16 protein-coding genes and 1 other RNA gene are annotated in these 14,460 nt (G+C 67.2%); 8 read left to right on the top strand and 9 right to left on the bottom strand.

Going from position 1 to position 14,460, the window contains the following annotated elements:
* Positions 1–53: 53 nt before the first annotated feature.
* Positions 54–434 carry a TfoX/Sxy family protein gene (locus DK368_RS14450; RefSeq protein ID WP_114394670.1) on the bottom strand — a complete coding sequence of 127 codons (381 nt, stop codon included), beginning with the start codon at positions 432–434 and terminating at the stop codon, positions 54–56.
* Between the two features lie 230 nt (positions 435–664).
* On the opposite strand from DK368_RS14450, the gene DK368_RS14445 reads away from it, so the two are divergent.
* Positions 665–1,279, top strand: coding sequence for an outer membrane protein (locus DK368_RS14445; protein WP_114394669.1), 615 nt, complete (start codon positions 665–667; stop codon positions 1,277–1,279).
* A gap of 117 nt (positions 1,280–1,396) precedes the next feature.
* Here the strand turns inward: DK368_RS14445 and DK368_RS14440 are convergent, their stop codons facing one another.
* From DK368_RS14440 to thyA, 3 genes are all read right to left on the bottom strand, one after another.
* Positions 1,397–1,900 (bottom strand): SspB family protein, encoded by a 504-nt coding sequence (locus tag DK368_RS14440; RefSeq protein ID WP_114394668.1) that lies wholly within the window; start codon positions 1,898–1,900, stop codon positions 1,397–1,399.
* Positions 1,901–2,081: 181 nt separating this feature from the next.
* Positions 2,082–2,450, bottom strand: a transfer-messenger RNA (tmRNA) gene (gene ssrA, locus DK368_RS14435).
* Positions 2,451–2,490: 40 nt separating this feature from the next.
* Positions 2,491–3,387 (bottom strand): thymidylate synthase, encoded by an 897-nt coding sequence (gene thyA, locus DK368_RS14430; protein WP_114394667.1) that lies wholly within the window; start codon positions 3,385–3,387, stop codon positions 2,491–2,493.
* A 116-nt stretch (positions 3,388–3,503) separates the two neighbouring features.
* Here thyA and DK368_RS14425 point away from each other — a divergent pair, with 116 nt between their 5' ends.
* The 5 genes from DK368_RS14425 to DK368_RS14405 all read left to right on the top strand — a co-directional run bounded on the left by DK368_RS14425 (position 3,504) and on the right by DK368_RS14405 (position 8,021).
* Positions 3,504–4,013, top strand: coding sequence for a dihydrofolate reductase (locus DK368_RS14425; protein WP_114394666.1), 510 nt, complete (start codon positions 3,504–3,506; stop codon positions 4,011–4,013).
* Positions 4,014–4,100: 87 nt separating this feature from the next.
* Complete coding sequence (locus DK368_RS14420; RefSeq protein WP_114394665.1) at positions 4,101–4,742, top strand: elongation factor P hydroxylase; 642 nt, start codon at positions 4,101–4,103, stop codon at positions 4,740–4,742.
* A 78-nt stretch (positions 4,743–4,820) separates the two neighbouring features.
* Positions 4,821–6,191: a pyridoxal-phosphate dependent enzyme gene (locus DK368_RS14415; RefSeq protein ID WP_114394664.1), complete on the top strand. Its 1,371-nt coding sequence runs from the start codon at positions 4,821–4,823 to the stop codon at positions 6,189–6,191.
* Positions 6,192–6,204: 13 nt separating this feature from the next.
* Positions 6,205–6,861, top strand: a complete 657-nt coding sequence (locus tag DK368_RS14410; protein WP_114394663.1) for a CatA-like O-acetyltransferase — start codon at positions 6,205–6,207, stop codon at positions 6,859–6,861.
* Positions 6,858–8,021, top strand: a complete 1,164-nt coding sequence (locus tag DK368_RS14405) for a trans-sulfuration enzyme family protein (protein ID WP_114394662.1) — start codon at positions 6,858–6,860, stop codon at positions 8,019–8,021. Before DK368_RS14410 ends, DK368_RS14405 begins: the two co-directional genes overlap by 4 nt.
* A gap of 46 nt (positions 8,022–8,067) precedes the next feature.
* On the opposite strand, the gene DK368_RS14400 is transcribed toward DK368_RS14405, so the two are convergent.
* Positions 8,068–8,712, bottom strand: a complete 645-nt coding sequence (locus tag DK368_RS14400) for a 2-hydroxychromene-2-carboxylate isomerase (protein WP_114394661.1) — start codon at positions 8,710–8,712, stop codon at positions 8,068–8,070.
* Between the two features lie 221 nt (positions 8,713–8,933).
* Between DK368_RS14400 and DK368_RS14395 the strand changes: the two genes are divergently transcribed.
* Positions 8,934–9,281 carry a DUF4870 family protein gene (locus DK368_RS14395; RefSeq protein WP_155524586.1) on the top strand — a complete coding sequence of 116 codons (348 nt, stop codon included), beginning with the start codon at positions 8,934–8,936 and terminating at the stop codon, positions 9,279–9,281.
* A gap of 97 nt (positions 9,282–9,378) precedes the next feature.
* On the opposite strand, the gene DK368_RS14390 is transcribed toward DK368_RS14395, so the two are convergent.
* Positions 9,379–9,618, bottom strand: a complete 240-nt coding sequence (locus DK368_RS14390; protein WP_114394659.1) for a hypothetical protein — start codon at positions 9,616–9,618, stop codon at positions 9,379–9,381.
* 415 nt (positions 9,619–10,033) lie between these two features.
* Here DK368_RS14390 and acs point away from each other — a divergent pair, with 415 nt between their 5' ends.
* Positions 10,034–11,974: an acetate--CoA ligase gene (acs, locus tag DK368_RS14385; protein WP_114394658.1), complete on the top strand. Its 1,941-nt coding sequence runs from the start codon at positions 10,034–10,036 to the stop codon at positions 11,972–11,974.
* 87 nt (positions 11,975–12,061) lie between these two features.
* On the opposite strand, the gene DK368_RS14380 is transcribed toward acs, so the two are convergent.
* From DK368_RS14380 to DK368_RS14370, 3 genes are all read right to left on the bottom strand, one after another.
* A complete protein-coding gene (locus tag DK368_RS14380) occupies positions 12,062–12,655 on the bottom strand; it encodes a hypothetical protein (protein WP_114394657.1) in 594 nt (197 codons plus the stop codon).
* Between the two features lie 72 nt (positions 12,656–12,727).
* Positions 12,728–13,171 (bottom strand): thermonuclease family protein, encoded by a 444-nt coding sequence (locus tag DK368_RS14375; protein ID WP_240002505.1) that lies wholly within the window; start codon positions 13,169–13,171, stop codon positions 12,728–12,730.
* Positions 13,172–13,385: 214 nt separating this feature from the next.
* Positions 13,386–14,435: a threonine aldolase family protein gene (locus DK368_RS14370; protein ID WP_114394656.1), complete on the bottom strand. Its 1,050-nt coding sequence runs from the start codon at positions 14,433–14,435 to the stop codon at positions 13,386–13,388.
* Positions 14,436–14,460: the final 25 nt, after the last annotated feature.

Below are 14,460 nucleotides of genomic sequence, written 5' to 3'. Positions count from 1 at the left end.
CCGGACGCTGGTGTGTCGAGACGGAAAAGGCCGGTGCATCCCACCGGCCTTTTTCATGTCCGGGTGGGAACGCGGGCAGCGGTGCCGCGCCGGGGTCTGGCCACCTTGGCGGCGCGGGCCCGCAGGGCCACATCCACGGCCGGCCGGGCCCAGGACAGCAGCTCATCCTCGTCGTCGAACACCGTATCGGGGGGCGGGAAATAGCCCATGACCCGGTGCGGCTGGTCGGGGTAGGGGGCGAAGGGCCGCAACCCCAACGCCTCATAGCCGGGCCGCGTCTGCGCATCGACTTTGAAATAGAGGATATCGGCGGCGACCAGGGCGAAGGTGGCCCCGTCCAGCGACAGCCCCCAGCCCCCGAACATGGCCCGGGCCCGCACCGGACCCAGGGGGGCCAGCAGTTCCAGCAGATGGTCGACATAATCGCGGGACATGGCGGGGCACGCTCCTTCCTGGCGCTGCAGCGGAGAGCCGACGCGGAAGGAACAAGGCTCGGATGCGGCTGCGGCCCTGTCAAGGCCGCCGGCTGGTTCGGAAATGTTGCTGAACGGCAACAGGATGGCGCGTTCAGGAAACGCCCGGCCGGGATGACACTTTTCTGACAGATTCCGGCGCGCATAGTCCCGTCGTTCTGTTTTCAGACCTTTCAAAGGCGTTGTTAATCATGAGCATGAAGAAGATCCTCGCGACCACGGCCCTCACGGCTCTGCTGGCCACAGGCGCTTCCGCCGCGGCCTCCGCGAAGGACGGGTTCTATGTTGCCCCGGGTTTCGGCTGGCTGGTGCCGAATCATAGCGACATCAGCGTCGCGGGCGGCAAGGGCTCGATCGATTTCGACAATGGCTGGATGTTCACCGGCGCTGTCGGCTACCGCATGGGCTCGTTCCGCTTCGAGGGCGAGCTGGGCTATGGCGAGACCGATGGCGGTCACGTCAAGGGCAACGGCACCAAGGTGAAGTTCGGTGCCGACCAGTCGGTCTTCACCGGCACCGTCGCCGGCTACTATGACGTCGCCATCGCCGGCTTCACCCCGTATGTGGGCGCCGGTATCGGCTTCGCCGATGTGGACATCGACAACTTCACCTTCGGCGGCTCCACCATCGACGGCGGCTCCAGCACCGACCTCAGCATGTTCGGTGAGGTCGGCGTGGCCATCCCGATGACCAAGGAACTGGATCTGGTCCCGTCCTACCGCTATGTCTGGATCAACAATGGCGGCAGCGGCGTGGACGACAGCACCGCCAGCCTGTTCCGCGTCGCCGTCCGCTACAACTTCTGAGCGGTCGCCCGACGGGCATGAGCCCGACGGGCATGAGAAAGGGGCGGTCCCGCGGGGCCGCCCCTTTTTTCGCCGGTACGCCGGTTTAATCCGCCGCGTCCGGGCCGCGGCAAAGGGTCACTTCTTGCGGAAGGCGTCCAGGGCCACCACCGTGGCCCCCTTGGCCGGCTCTCCATCCTGGTCTTCCGCGGCGACCTCGTCCGGGGCGGACGAGTCCATCAGGACCTCATCCTCTTCGTCCGGCAGGTCGATGCCATCCTCATCCGGCTGGAACTGCAGGACGAAATTGACCGACGGGTCGGCGAAAGTCAGCAGGGCCGCCATGGGGATCACCAGCCGGCGCAGCACGCCGCCGAAGCTGAGGGTGACGCTGACCGCTTCCGTCGTCACCTCCAGATCATAGAACTGGTACTGCAGGACGATGGTCATCTCCTGCGGGTATTTGGTACGCAGATAGTCCGGGATATCGACGCCCGGCCTGTCGGTGCGGAAGGTCAGATAGAAATGGTGGTCCCCGGGAAGCTCGCCGCCCTGGGTCACGACCTCACGCAGGGCCGCACGGACGACGCTCCGCTTGGCTGCTTCCACCATCCGGTCGTACCGCAGCAGATCCTTCGACATTCCCGCAACACACCTTCTTCAAGCAAAGCCGCACAGTCGCTCAAGGCCCAAGACAACCCGATAACGCCCCAACAATCAAGGGGGGCGCATGGGTCCAGGGCGCGGCAGACGCCCACGGTGTGCCACGGACGGTCCGGTTCCCGCGCAGGAGCGAGGCATATGCCGGACAGGGTACGGATGAGGTGGGGGGATTCTGTTGCCCAGCTCCCCCCGGGCTGCGACTTAAGCAAACTGACTAACGCCCTTTAGGGGGAATTAGGCAGCCATGCGAAGGTCAGACGCCGAGTTATCGTTGGCATCTATGAGGTTTGACCCGATAACGGCGGTATCATGCCGGGAGAAGACTGTGCCTTTATTACGCGCGTCGATCCTAGTTCGCCCCCATCGACCCGCCGGCAGCCGCGATAACCGCATGACCGGAGGGGGAATGGTGGAGGCGCCGGGTACCGCCCCCGGGTCCGCAACGTCTATTCCACACCGCGTTTATCCCCATAGTCGGGTTGCCCCGACGCTTGTGAATATAGGGAGTGCGGGCGGCGGTTGGAAGGGGCTTGTTGGGAGCGGCCTGCCGGTTCGGCCCGCCGGCCCGGTCAGACCGCCACGTCGGCCTTGATCGGCGGGTGGGGATCGTACCCGTCCAGCACGAAGTCGGCGATGGTGTAGGCATCGATGCTGTCGGGCTTGCGGGCCAGCGACAGGCGGGGAAAGGGGCGGGGTTCGCGGCGCAGCTGTTCGCGCGCCTGCTCCAGATGGTTCAGGTACAGATGCACATCGCCCCCCATCCAGACGAACTCGCCGGGGGTGAGGCCGGCCTGCTGGGCCAGCATCAGCTGCAGGGCCACGGCCCCGGTGAAGTTGAAGGGCGCCCCCAGCAGCAGGTCGCAGGACCGCTGGAACATCAGGCTGTTCAGCCGCCCATCGGTGGTCACATGGTACTGGTAGACCATGTGGCAGGGCGGCAGGGCCATGGCCGCGATGTCCGGCACGTTCCAGGCATGGAACAGCAGGCGGCGGCTGGCGGGCGTGTGCGTCAGCCCGTGCAGCAGGGCGGAAATCTGGTCGTGCTCGACCCCGTCCGGCCCCAGCCAGCGCCGCCACTGCTTGCCATAGACCGGTCCCAGCTCGCCCCAGCGGGCAGCGAAATCCGCATCCTCGACGATGCGGCGTTCGAAGTCGGTCTGGGAGATCTCCTCGCCCGTGGCCTTGCGGTAGGCCGCCAGCGGCCAGTCGGTCCAGATGGTGACCTTGTCCTGCAGCAGCGGGCGGATATTGGTGCCGCCGGTCAGGAACCACAGCATCTCCTTGACCGCCATCTTCCAGTAGACGCGCTTGGTGGTCAGGATCGGGGCGGTGCCGTCGCCGAGGTCGAAGCGCATCATGGCGCCGAAGACGGACAGGGTGCCGACGCCGGTGCGGTCCACCCGCCGGTCGCCCTTGTCCAGGATATGGGCCATCAGATCCAGGTACTGGTGCTCGGGATGGCGCATGGGCCGGCGGCTCCGGGATTGCGTGCGGACAGGCGAACCTGTTCATTATCGCGCCCGCCGGATAATGTCACCCGCCCCGCAGCCCGGCGGGACTGCCCGCTGTCTGGAGACCGGCCATGTTGACGTCACTGATCGCCGCCGTGGCCCGCAACCGGGTCATCGGGGTGGACAACCGCCTGCCCTGGAAGCTGCCCGGCGACCTGAAGTTCTTCAAGCGCACCACCATGGGCAAGCCGTTGCTGCTGGGGCGGCGGACCTGGGAGAGTTTCGGCGGACGACCGCTGCCCGGCCGTCCCCATATCGTGCTGACGGCCGATCCCGGCTTCCAGGCCGAGGGGGCGACGGTGCGGCAGGACCTCGACGCCGGGCTGGCCGAGGCCAGGCGGCAGGCGGCGGAGCTGGGCGTGGACGAGATCATGGTCATCGGCGGCGGCCGGCTGTTCGCCGCGACGCTGCCGCGGGCCGACCGGATCTATTACACCGAGGTGGCGGCCGAACCGGCGGGCGATATCCTGTTCCCGGCCTTCGACCACAGCCGGTTCCGGGAAACGATTCTGGAGCAGGCCCCGGCGGCAGGCCCGGACAGCCCGGCCTATCGTATCCTGCAACTGGACCGCATCGGCTGAACCGGTGCCGGGCGCGGCCGGAGAGGATGCCTGCCGCGCCAATAGCGCGCATTCCCGGCCGGCGGCGAATCGCTTATCTAGGCGCCCATGCAGCTGACCCAGATCCCCGACGAAGCCCTGCCCGCAGCCATCGAGACCGTGCGCGCCAAGCTGGTGCCCGGCAGCATGGCAAGGCGCGTGTTCGACCGCATCGCCGCCACCCGCGACCTGATCCCGCTGGGCGTGGACACGCCGGCCCACCGTCAGGCCGGTATCGAGCTTGCCCATCGTTTCGGAATCGGAACGGTCGATGAGGAGCCGCAGGATGCCTGGAGCTATGACGGCACCAACATCCGCACGCGTTCCGAGGCCTATGTGCTGATCCATGAGGTCGGGCACTGGCTGGTGGCCGCGCCGGCGCGGCGCGGCATGCTGGATTTCGGGCTGGGGGCCGGACCGGAATCCGGCCGCAAGGCCGAGGCCGACGCACAGCTGTGCGTGGACAAGGAGGAGCAGATCGAGGAGGAGGCCCTGGCCAGCCTGATCGGCATCCTGTGGGAGGTGGAGCTGGGGCAGCCCGCCATCCTGGCCTATCTGGAGCAGAACTGGATGGAGGGCTGGGACCGCCCGGCCTGTGCCGAGAATCTGGAGGCCAATCTGGCCCTGCTGCTGCAGCGCGGACTGATTGATGCGGATGGCCGCCCCGTTCCGCCGGAAAGTTACCTGCGGAACCATTCTGCGGCAGCTTGATTTCCGCTGTCGCAACGCCCTTGCCGGACGTTGCCGGATCGGGTTCCCTTGCCGGCAAAACCCCGTCCGGGAGGAACCATGCCGACCACCGCGCCTGCCATCCTGTCCATGATCGGCGAGACGCCGGTTATCCGTGTCACCAAGTTCGATACCGGTCCCTGCGAGCTGTACCTGAAGCTGGAGAACCAGAATCCCGGCGGCTCCATCAAGGATCGTATCGGTCTCAAAATGATCGAGGCGGCCGAGGCTGACGGACGGCTGAAGCCCGGTGGGACCGTGATCGAGGCCACCGCCGGCAATACCGGTCTGGGGCTGGCGCTGGTCTGCGCCGCCAAGGGTTACCGGCTGATCCTGGTCATCCCCGACAAGATGGCGGTGGAGAAGATCAACCATCTGCGTGCCCTGGGGGCGGAGATCCGCATCACCCGCTCCGACGTGGGCAAGGGGCACCCGGATTATTACCAGGACATCGCCGAGCGGCTGGCGGCCGAGATCCCCGGCAGCGTCTACATGAACCAGTTCGCCAACCCGGCCAACCCGCAGGCGCATGAGGACTGGACCGGACCGGAGATGCTGCGCCAGCTGGACGGCGACATCGACGCCGTGGTGGTGGGCGTCGGCTCCGGCGGCACCATGACCGGTCTGGGCCGCTTCTTCGCCAAGGCCAGCCCGAAGACGAAGATGGTCATCGCCGACCCGGCCGGCTCCATCATCGCCGATCTGGTCAACACGGGAAGCCATGAGGAGCCGGGCAGCTGGGTGGTGGAAGGCGTGGGCGAGGATTTCGTCCCGCCCAACTGCGACCTGCACTATGCCAAGGCCGCCTATTACGTCTCCGACGCCGAAAGCCTGACCGCTGCCCGCGATCTGCTGCGCAAGGAAGGCATCCTGGGCGGGTCGTCCTCCGGCACGCTGTTCGCGGCGGCCCTGAAATATTGCCGCGACCAGACGGAAAAGAAGCGCGTCGTCACCTTCGTCTGCGACACCGGCAACAAGTACCTGTCGAAGATGTTCAACGACGCCTGGATGGAAGACCAGGGCTTTGTCCCGCGTGACCGTCACGGCGACCTGCGCGACCTGATGACCCGCCGCTGGGACAAGGGGCAGGTGGTCAGCGTCGGACCGGAGGACACGCTGCTGACCGCCTATAAGCGCATGCGCATCAGCGACGTGTCGCAGCTGCCGGTCATGGAAGGCGACCGCGTCATCGGCATCCTGGACGAGTCCGACCTGCTGCTGCATGTGGAGAAGGACCCCAAGCGCTTCCGCGACAAGGTCTACACCGCCATGGTCAACCGCCTGGAGACGCTGCCGGTGACGGCGGCGATGACAGACCTGACCCGGCTGTTCGACCGCAATCTGGTGGCCATCATCATGGATGGCGACAAGTTCCTGGGCCTGCTGACCCGGGTCGACCTGCTGAACCATCTGCGCCGGCAGATGGGGTGAGACCAGTCATCGCATGCACCAGCGCGAAGCCCAGATCGCCCTGTTCGCCGGCTATGACCTGCCCGTGGTCAATATCACGGCGGAGGCGGCCTGCGCCGATTTCGCCGGGCCGGCCAAGCGGGCGGGACTGCCGCCCTTCGCCCTGCTGTTGCAGGGCATCGGCCGGGCCAGCCTGGAGGTGGAGAATTTCCGCTGGCGCCTGCTGGAGGGTCGGCCGGTCCCGGTGGAGCGGCTGCGCCTGTCCTATACGGTGCTGGGGCGGGAGGAGCAGCTGAACTTCTCCACCCTGGACTACCGGGCGGACCGGGAGGGGTTCCTGGCGGACTATCTGTCCGACCGGGACCAGGCCCGCACGGCCACGGCGCTGCGGCTGGCCCCGATGACCGACCGGGACTATGTCTTCGTGACCTGCCTGCCCTGGCTGCGCTTCACCGCGATCCAGCATCCCATCGCCCGGCTGGGCGACTGCTCCATCCCCAGCATCGCCGTCGGCCGCTTCGAGCAGGTGGAGGGACGATTGCGTTTCCCCATCGCCGTCCAGGCCCATCACGGGCTGGTGGACGGGCTGCATATCCACCGTTTCATCGCCCGCCTGGAACAGATCATGGATGATGTCGCCGCCTCCCTGGCGCCGGCCGCATCGTCCCCGACCCAAGGACCCGCCGCATGACCGACCGTCCGAACCGTCAAGGCTTCGCCACCCGCGCCATCCATGCCGGGCAGCAGCCGGACCCCACCACCGGCGCCATCATGGTGCCGATCTACCAGACCAGCACCTATGTGCAGCAAAGCCCCGGCGTGCATAAGGGCTTCGAGTACAGCCGCAGCCACAATCCGACCCGCTTCGCCTATGAGGCCTGTGTTGCCGATCTGGAAGGCGGCCACCGGGGATACGCCTTCGCCTCCGGCCTGGCGGGCGAGGCGACCATCCTGGAACTGCTGGATGCGGGCAGCCATGTCATCGCCATGGATGACCTGTATGGCGGCAGCTACCGGCTGTTCGAGCGGGTGCGCAAGCGCACGGCCGGCCTGTCCTTCAGCTTTGTGGACCTGTCCGATCTGGCCGCGGTCGAGGCCGCCATCCGGCCGGAAACCCGGATGCTGTGGGTGGAGACGCCGACCAACCCGCTGCTGAAGCTGGCCGATCTGGAAGCGCTGGCGGCTCTGGGGCGCAAGCACGGGCTGATCACCGTCTGCGACAACACCTTCGCCAGCCCCTGGGTGCAGCGGCCGCTTGAGTTCGGGTTCGATATCGTCTCCCACTCCGCCACCAAATATCTGAACGGCCATTCCGACATGGTCGGCGGGCTGGTGGTGGTGCGGGAAGCCGGCGAGCTGGCCGACAAGCTGGCCTTCCTGCAGAACGCCGTGGGCGGCATCCAGGGGCCGTTCGACAGCTTCCTGGCCCTGCGCGGCCTGAAGACGCTGGCGCTGCGCATGGAACGCCACTGCCAGAATGCAGCGGCCCTGGCGGACTGGCTGGAAGCGCATCCGGCCGTGGCCCGGGTGCGCTATCCCTTCCTGCCAAGCCATGCCCAGCACGATCTGGCCCGGCGGCAGATGCGGGCCGGCGGCGGCATGATCACCATCCATCTGAAGGGGGGCCTGGAGCCGGCCCGGCGCATGCTGGAACGCTGCGACCTGTTCAGCCTGGCCGAGAGCCTGGGCGGGGTGGAAAGCCTGATCGAGCACCCCGGCATCATGACCCATGCCTCGATCCCCGCCGACCAGCGGGCGGCGCTGGGAATCGATGACGGGCTGGTGCGTCTGTCCGTGGGCGTGGAGGATCTCGACGATCTGCGCCACGATCTGCAGCAGGCCCTGGGCTGAGACAGTGCCCGTCCCGCCGCCCGCAGGCGGCGGGACGGAGACCGGATCAGGCCCCGGCGTCCCGGGCCGCGCGCACGGCCTGCTTCAGCAGGGGCAGCCGGTCATTGCCGAACACCATTTCGCTGCCGCCGTCGGGGTGGTGGACCACGAAGCTGGGCACGCCGAAGCAGCCCGCCGCCACGGCCGCCTGGACGCTGGCGTCCAGCAGGGCGGCCGTCTCCGGATCGTCCATCTTCGGCTGGAACAGGTGCGGTTCGATGCCGGCGGTATCATTGGCGATAGACAGGCACAGCGCCTCATCGGCCGGGGTCCTGCCCTCGACGAAGATGGCCTTCATCAGGGCGCGGGCGAAGACCTGACCGGCATCGAAGCGCTTGGCGGCGACGCAGGCGATGGCCAGGCGCTGCGGATCGGGAATGACCACGTCGGCATGGTTGCGGAACGGCACGTTGTAGAGCCGGGCCCAGCGGGCGAGATCGGTGCTGCGGTATTCCGGACGGAACTGGCCGGATACGGCGGCGGCCTGCGACGGGTTGTAGCCGGCGGCATTGACCAGGGCCCGGCCCCAGAGCGGGTGCCAGTCCACGCGGCAGCCGGTTTCCACCTGCAACTGCATCATCTGAGTGCTGGCCAGGTAGGCGTAGGGACTGGCCGGGCTGAAATAGAAATCCACACGAATGGGGGCGGGCATGCGATCCGGCTCCTGCAACGATGATCGGCAGACGCTTTGCCAGTCCTGGCCGGCCGGCGCAACAGGGGAGAGGCCGCTTATGGCCTGTTCTCCCGCCGCCGCCGCGACGTGGATCCGTCATGCCGGCGTGGGGCGGCTCCATCGCGCAGCGATCCGGAGTTGAAATGTGGCGCCGCCCGTTGAAGCATGACGGATGCACCGCTGTCGTCGGAGACCGCTTCATGGCCTATCGCGAATACGACATCACCAGCCGCAGTGAAAGCCTGCGCAACGCGGCCCTCGTGGCCTGGATCTGCTATGCTGTCGGCCTGCTGACCGCCTGGGTGACCGGCCCCGTCGGCTTCATCATCGCCCTGGTCAAACGGGCGGATGCCATCAACACCGCCTATGAGAGCCATTTCAGCGCCATCATCCGCAGCGGCCTGATCATCTTCATCGGCAACGTGATCGGCTGGCTTCTGGTCTGGCTCGGGATCGGGTTCCTGATCCTGGCGGCCGTCTGGGTCTACAACATCTTCGTGGTGGTGAAAGGGCTGCTGCGTCTCAGCGAGCGCCGCCCCTATGGCTGACATTGTCTGCCGGCGTGATGCGGGCCATGGCTGGCGTCCGGCCCGCGGCGGGCGGGCCGGCGGCTGCAAGCGGGGTTGAGGCCAGGATCAGCGACGCTCAGTCCAGCGCGTCCACCGTGGCGCGGAAATCCTCCGTCGCCAGGCGCATCCGCCGGGCCACCACCCGTGCCTCCAGCGCGGCGTCGGCGAGACGGTGCGGCCCCCGTGGCAGGCTGGCCAGGAGGGCATCCAGCGCCATCAGCGTCGTCTCATGGCTGAGACGGATGAGCTCGGCCGTCGTCTCCCCCTGGAGATCGTCCAGCAGGCCATCCGATGTCGATTCCGTGAACCGTCCCATTGTCGTCACTCCCCGCCCGGGCCTGAAGCGGTTGGCCCGGGACATTCCCAGAGGGTTCGTGCGTTCTCATCCCGGAAGTGAAGAGTACCACATCCGGCGGATGCCTGCACAGGCATGGCTCGCGCGGCGAGCTGTGCATGGAGGGGGTTCCCCACGTCAAATCTGTGACCGGTTCGACCAAGGTCGCGTTGATTTGTCGGCCCGGCCCTGGTCTGACTGGTGCGGGTGACGGATCGGGGCCGCGCCACGGCGGCAGCCGGCGGCGTCCTGCTGGACCAGATCCCGGGCATGGTTCATTATTGCGAGGCCAAAGAAAATCGCCTCACCTTCATGCACCGTCGGTGCCGTCGGCGATCAAAACAGCCACGGCGGGGTGCCGGAGCCGAACAACCATTATCGGGGAGAGATACAGCCTATGAGCAACACGTCGTTCTTTCCGGTGCCCGATGCGCTGGCCCAGTCCGCCTGGGTGGATGCGGCCAAGTACCGGGAGATGTACGAGCGCTCCATCTCCGATCCCGAGGGGTTCTGGGGAGAGCATGGCCGCCGCATCCACTGGTTCAAGCCCTTCACCACGGTGAAGAACACCAGCTTCACCGGCGATGTCGGCATCCGCTGGTACGAGGACGGCACCACCAATGTCGCCTACAACTGCGTCGACCGGCATCTGGCCACGCGTGCCGATCAGACGGCCATCATCTGGGAAGGCGACAGCCCGTCGGACTCCAGGCACATCTCCTATGCCGAGCTGCACCAGAATGTCTGCCGGCTGGCCAATGTGCTGAAGAAGCATGGGGTCAAGAAGGGCGACCGGGTCACGATCTATCTGCCGATGATCCCGGAGGCGGCCTACGCCATGCTGGCCTGCGCCCGCATCGGCGCCATCCATTCCATCGTCTTCGGCGGTTTCTCCCCCGACAGCCTGAAGGACCGTATCCAGGATTGCGGCGGCTCGCTGGTCATCACGGCCGACGAGGGCCTGCGTGGCGGCCGCAAGGTGCCGTTGAAGGCCAATGTGGACGCGGCGCTGAAGGGGCTGTCCGGCGTCAGCTCCGTCCTTGTGGTCAAGCGCACCGGCGGCAGCGTGGCCTGGACCGATGGCCGCGATTACTGGTACGACGACGAGATGGCGACGGTCAGCTCCGACTGCCCGGCGGAGGAGATCAACGCCGAGGACCCGCTGTTCATCCTCTATACCTCCGGTTCCACCGGCAAGCCCAAGGGGGTGCTGCACACCACGGGCGGCTATCTGGTCTATGCGTCGATGACGCACCAGTACGTCTTCGATTATCACGATGGCGACATCTACTGGTGTACGGCCGATGTGGGCTGGGTCACCGGCCACAGCTACATCGTCTATGGGCCGCTGGCCAACGGCGCCACCACGCTGATGTTCGAGGGCGTGCCCAACTATCCCGATGTCAGCCGCTTCTGGCAGGTCATCGACAAGCACCAGGTCAACATCTTCTATACCGCGCCCACAGCCATCCGCGCCCTGATGCGCGAGGGCGAGGAGCCGGTGAAGCGCACCAGCCGCCAGAGCCTGCGCGTGCTGGGCTCGGTGGGCGAGCCGATCAATCCGGAAGCCTGGCTCTGGTACTACAATGTGGTGGGCGACGGGCGCTGTCCCATCGTCGATACCTGGTGGCAGACCGAGACCGGCGGCATCCTGATCACGCCGCTGCCCGGCGCCATCGGCCAGAAACCCGGTTCCGCCACGCTGCCCTTCTTCGGCGTCAAGCCGGTGGTGGTGGACAATGAGGGGACGGTGCTGGAGGGCGAGACGGAGGGCAACCTCTGCATCGCCGACAGCTGGCCCGGCCAGATGCGCACGGTGTTCGGCGACCACCAGCGCTTCATCCAGACCTATTTCAGCACCTTCGGCGGCAAGTATTTCACCGGCGATGGCTGCCGCCGCGACAAGGACGGCTATTACTGGATCACCGGTCGTGTCGATGACGTCATCAACGTGTCCGGCCACCGGCTGGGCACGGCGGAGATCGAAAGCGCGCTGGTGGCCCATCCCAAGGTGGCCGAGGCGGCGGTGGTGGGCTATCCCCACGACCTCAAGGGCCAGGGCATCTATGCCTATGTCACCCTCAATGCCGGTGAGGAGCCCAGCGAGGAGCTGCGCAAGGAGCTGGTGACCTGGGTACGCAAGGAGATCGGTCCCATCGCCACCCCGGACCTGATCCAGTGGGCGCCGGGCCTGCCCAAGACCCGCTCCGGCAAGATCATGCGCCGCATCCTGCGCAAGATCGCCGCCAACGAGCATGAGGCGCTGGGCGACACCTCGACCCTGGCCGATCCGGGGGTGGTCACCGATCTGGTCGGCAACCGGATGAACCGCAGCTGAGCCGGTCCGCAGACGGAAGGAACGGGGCGGCCGGGTGATCCGGCCGCCCTTTCCTATCGCAGCACCCCTTTCCCGCCGGACAGCGCCTCAGCGCGTGGCCGTGGTGGCGGTGGGCGGCAGGCCGGGCGGCAGGCTGAAGCCGTCCGGGAACAGCTGCTGGGCCGTATCGCGGACCAGGAAGCGGAAGCCGGCCTGATCCGGCCGCACTTCACCGGAGAGCTGGTTGCGGGCCGTGCTGAGCGCCTGATCATTTTTGCAGAAGGCCGCTGTCAGGCGCGTCGTGGTGGTCAGGGCCTGGAATTCCGGCGCTTCCGCCGGCAGGGCGGTGTCCTGTGCCACCGTGCGGCAGAGGCGGGCCGGATCCGGACCCCGGGTCCCGGTGGCACCATCCGCCGGCCCCTCATCGCCATGGAACAGCATGACCAGCCGGTAATCGGCGTTGCGGTCGAATGATTCATGCCGGGTGAAATTGGCTTCCGGATTGCGCAGCTGCTCCGGCAGGGACTGCATCACCAGATCGGCGAAGGCGTCCGGCTCCATGCCGGGCATGGCGCCCTGGACCTTGACGACGAAGCCGGGACCGGCCGGGCCTGCCGCGGTCGAGGTCGCACCGACAGGCGGCGTCTGCTGGGCCGCTGCCGGCCATGCCAGCAGCAGCAGGGCAAAAGCGATGGGTCGCAAGGTGGTCTCCTCCGTTGCGGCGCCTGGGGGCGGAACGGAAGGGGGGCGTGCTTGTTCCCGCGCGTGGCCCGGTCAGCTGCACCAGGGCTTGCGCTTGCCGCCGTTGTAGCTGCGGGCAAGGCCGCTGGCGATGAGGGCATGGGACAGATCGGTTCCGTCGGCCAGCAGCACCCGGGCGCGCACACGGCCGCCGAACTTGTCATCGACCACGTTGACCAGCCGGACCTGATCGGCCCCGGTGCGGACCAGCTCCTCCAGCTTCCGGCGCGCCTCCGCCGCCATGGCTTTTTCCTGGGCGCATTTGGAGCGGGATTCGGGCGTGTCGATGCCGTCCAGCCGCACGCGGGTCTGTACTTCCTGCCCCAGCCAGACGCGGGCGCTGACAGCCAGCGTATCGCCATCCACCACCTTCAGCACCGTGGCTTCCACCGGGCCGGGCAGCATGTCGGCGGCATCGGCCACGGCCGGGGCGAACGGGAGCAGGCAGGACAGCAAGAGGGCAGGGAACGGGCGCACGGGACGACATCTCCAGACGATGTCGAGGATTTTACGCCGCGTTCTAGAAAAACAAAAGAGCAACTATGACGACGATCCTATTGCGACAAAAAGTTGAGGAATTGTGGCTTATGTTCGTGTTGAGGTTGCCGTCCGGCGGCGCTGCGAACCGGGTGTCGCGCGGCGGGAGGCGATGTGGAGGAAGGGCGGGCGGCAGACCGCCCGCCGGGAATGCTCAGGCCGCCGCGCGGGTCCGGGCCAGATCGCGCAGATCGGCGGCCAGGGCATCCACCTGGGCCGGATCGGCATCCCAGGCGAACATGAAGCGGGCACCGCCGCCGATAAAGGTGTAGAAGCGCCAGCCGCGCTGGCGCAGCCCGTCGAGCAGCGGTTCCGGCGCCCGCAGGAACACGGCGTTGGCTTCCACCGGGAACATGGGCTCCACCCCCGGCAGGCCGCTGATCTGACGCAGCAACCGCTGGGCACACTCGTTGGCGTGGCGGCCGTTGCGCAGCCAGGCCCCGTCCTGGAGCAGACCGACCCAGGGTGCCGCCAGGAACCGCATCTTCGATGCCAGCTGGCCGGCCTGCTTGCAGCGATAGTCGAAATCCTCCGCCAGGGCATGGTCGAAGAACAGGATGGCCTCACCCACGCCCATGCCGTTCTTGGTGCCGCCGAAGCAGAGCACGTCCACGCCGGACTTCCAGGTCATCTCGGCCGGGCTGCAGCCCAGGCTGGCACAGGCGTTGGCGAAGCGGGCGCCATCCATGTGCAGGTGCAGGCCCAGCTCGCGGCAGACGGCCGACAGCGCCCGGATCTCCTCCAGGGTATAGACCTGTCCCGTCTCGGTCGGCTGGGTGATGGTGACGGCGCGCGGCTTCGGGAAATGGATGTCGGAGCGGCCGGTGGCAACGGCGCGCACCGCCTCCGGTGTCAACTTGCCGTTGCTGCCGGGGGCGACCAGCAGCTTGGAGCCGTTGGAAAAGAACTCCGGTGCGCCGCACTCGTCCGTTTCCACATGGGCCGTCGCCGAGCAGATGACGCTGTGATAGGACTGGCAAAGCGCGGCCAGAGCCAGGGAATTGGCGGCCGTGCCGTTGAAGGCGAAGAAGACTTCGCACTCCGTCTCGAACAGGGTGCGGAAGGCATCCGCGGCCCGCTGCGTCCACGGGTCCTCGCCATAGGCCGGAACATGCCCGCTGTTGGCTTCGGCCATGGCGGCCCAGGCTTCGGGACAGATGCCGGCATAATTGTCGCTGGCGAACTGCTGCGGATGCGTGGTCATGGCGGTTGACAGCCTCTTTCGTCAC

This window comes from Oleisolibacter albus (assembly GCF_003336875.1).
Lineage (GTDB): Bacteria > Pseudomonadota > Alphaproteobacteria > Azospirillales > Azospirillaceae > Niveispirillum > Niveispirillum album.
Note: the sequence above shows the minus strand (reverse complement) of the source record. Positions and strands in the feature narration are given on the sequence as shown.

Excerpts from the sequence above, each read along its gene's own strand:
- DK368_RS14450 (WP_114394670.1), bottom strand. The coding sequence starts at position 434 with ATGTCCCGCGATTATGTCGACCATCTGCTGGAACTGCTGGCCCCCCTG.
- DK368_RS14445 (WP_114394669.1), top strand. The coding sequence starts at position 665 with ATGAGCATGAAGAAGATCCTCGCGACCACGGCCCTCACGGCTCTGCTG.
- DK368_RS14440 (WP_114394668.1), bottom strand. The coding sequence starts at position 1,900 with ATGTCGAAGGATCTGCTGCGGTACGACCGGATGGTGGAAGCAGCCAAG.
- thyA (WP_114394667.1), bottom strand. The coding sequence starts at position 3,387 with ATGCGCCATCCCGAGCACCAGTACCTGGATCTGATGGCCCATATCCTG.
- DK368_RS14425 (WP_114394666.1), top strand. The coding sequence starts at position 3,504 with ATGTTGACGTCACTGATCGCCGCCGTGGCCCGCAACCGGGTCATCGGG.
- DK368_RS14420 (WP_114394665.1), top strand. The coding sequence starts at position 4,101 with ATGCAGCTGACCCAGATCCCCGACGAAGCCCTGCCCGCAGCCATCGAG.
- DK368_RS14415 (WP_114394664.1), top strand. The coding sequence starts at position 4,821 with ATGCCGACCACCGCGCCTGCCATCCTGTCCATGATCGGCGAGACGCCG.
- DK368_RS14410 (WP_114394663.1), top strand. The coding sequence starts at position 6,205 with ATGCACCAGCGCGAAGCCCAGATCGCCCTGTTCGCCGGCTATGACCTG.
- DK368_RS14405 (WP_114394662.1), top strand. The coding sequence starts at position 6,858 with ATGACCGACCGTCCGAACCGTCAAGGCTTCGCCACCCGCGCCATCCAT.
- DK368_RS14400 (WP_114394661.1), bottom strand. The coding sequence starts at position 8,712 with ATGCCCGCCCCCATTCGTGTGGATTTCTATTTCAGCCCGGCCAGTCCC.
- DK368_RS14395 (WP_155524586.1), top strand. The coding sequence starts at position 8,934 with ATGGCCTATCGCGAATACGACATCACCAGCCGCAGTGAAAGCCTGCGC.
- DK368_RS14390 (WP_114394659.1), bottom strand. The coding sequence starts at position 9,618 with ATGGGACGGTTCACGGAATCGACATCGGATGGCCTGCTGGACGATCTC.
- acs (WP_114394658.1), top strand. The coding sequence starts at position 10,034 with ATGAGCAACACGTCGTTCTTTCCGGTGCCCGATGCGCTGGCCCAGTCC.
- DK368_RS14370 (WP_114394656.1), bottom strand. The coding sequence starts at position 14,435 with ATGACCACGCATCCGCAGCAGTTCGCCAGCGACAATTATGCCGGCATC.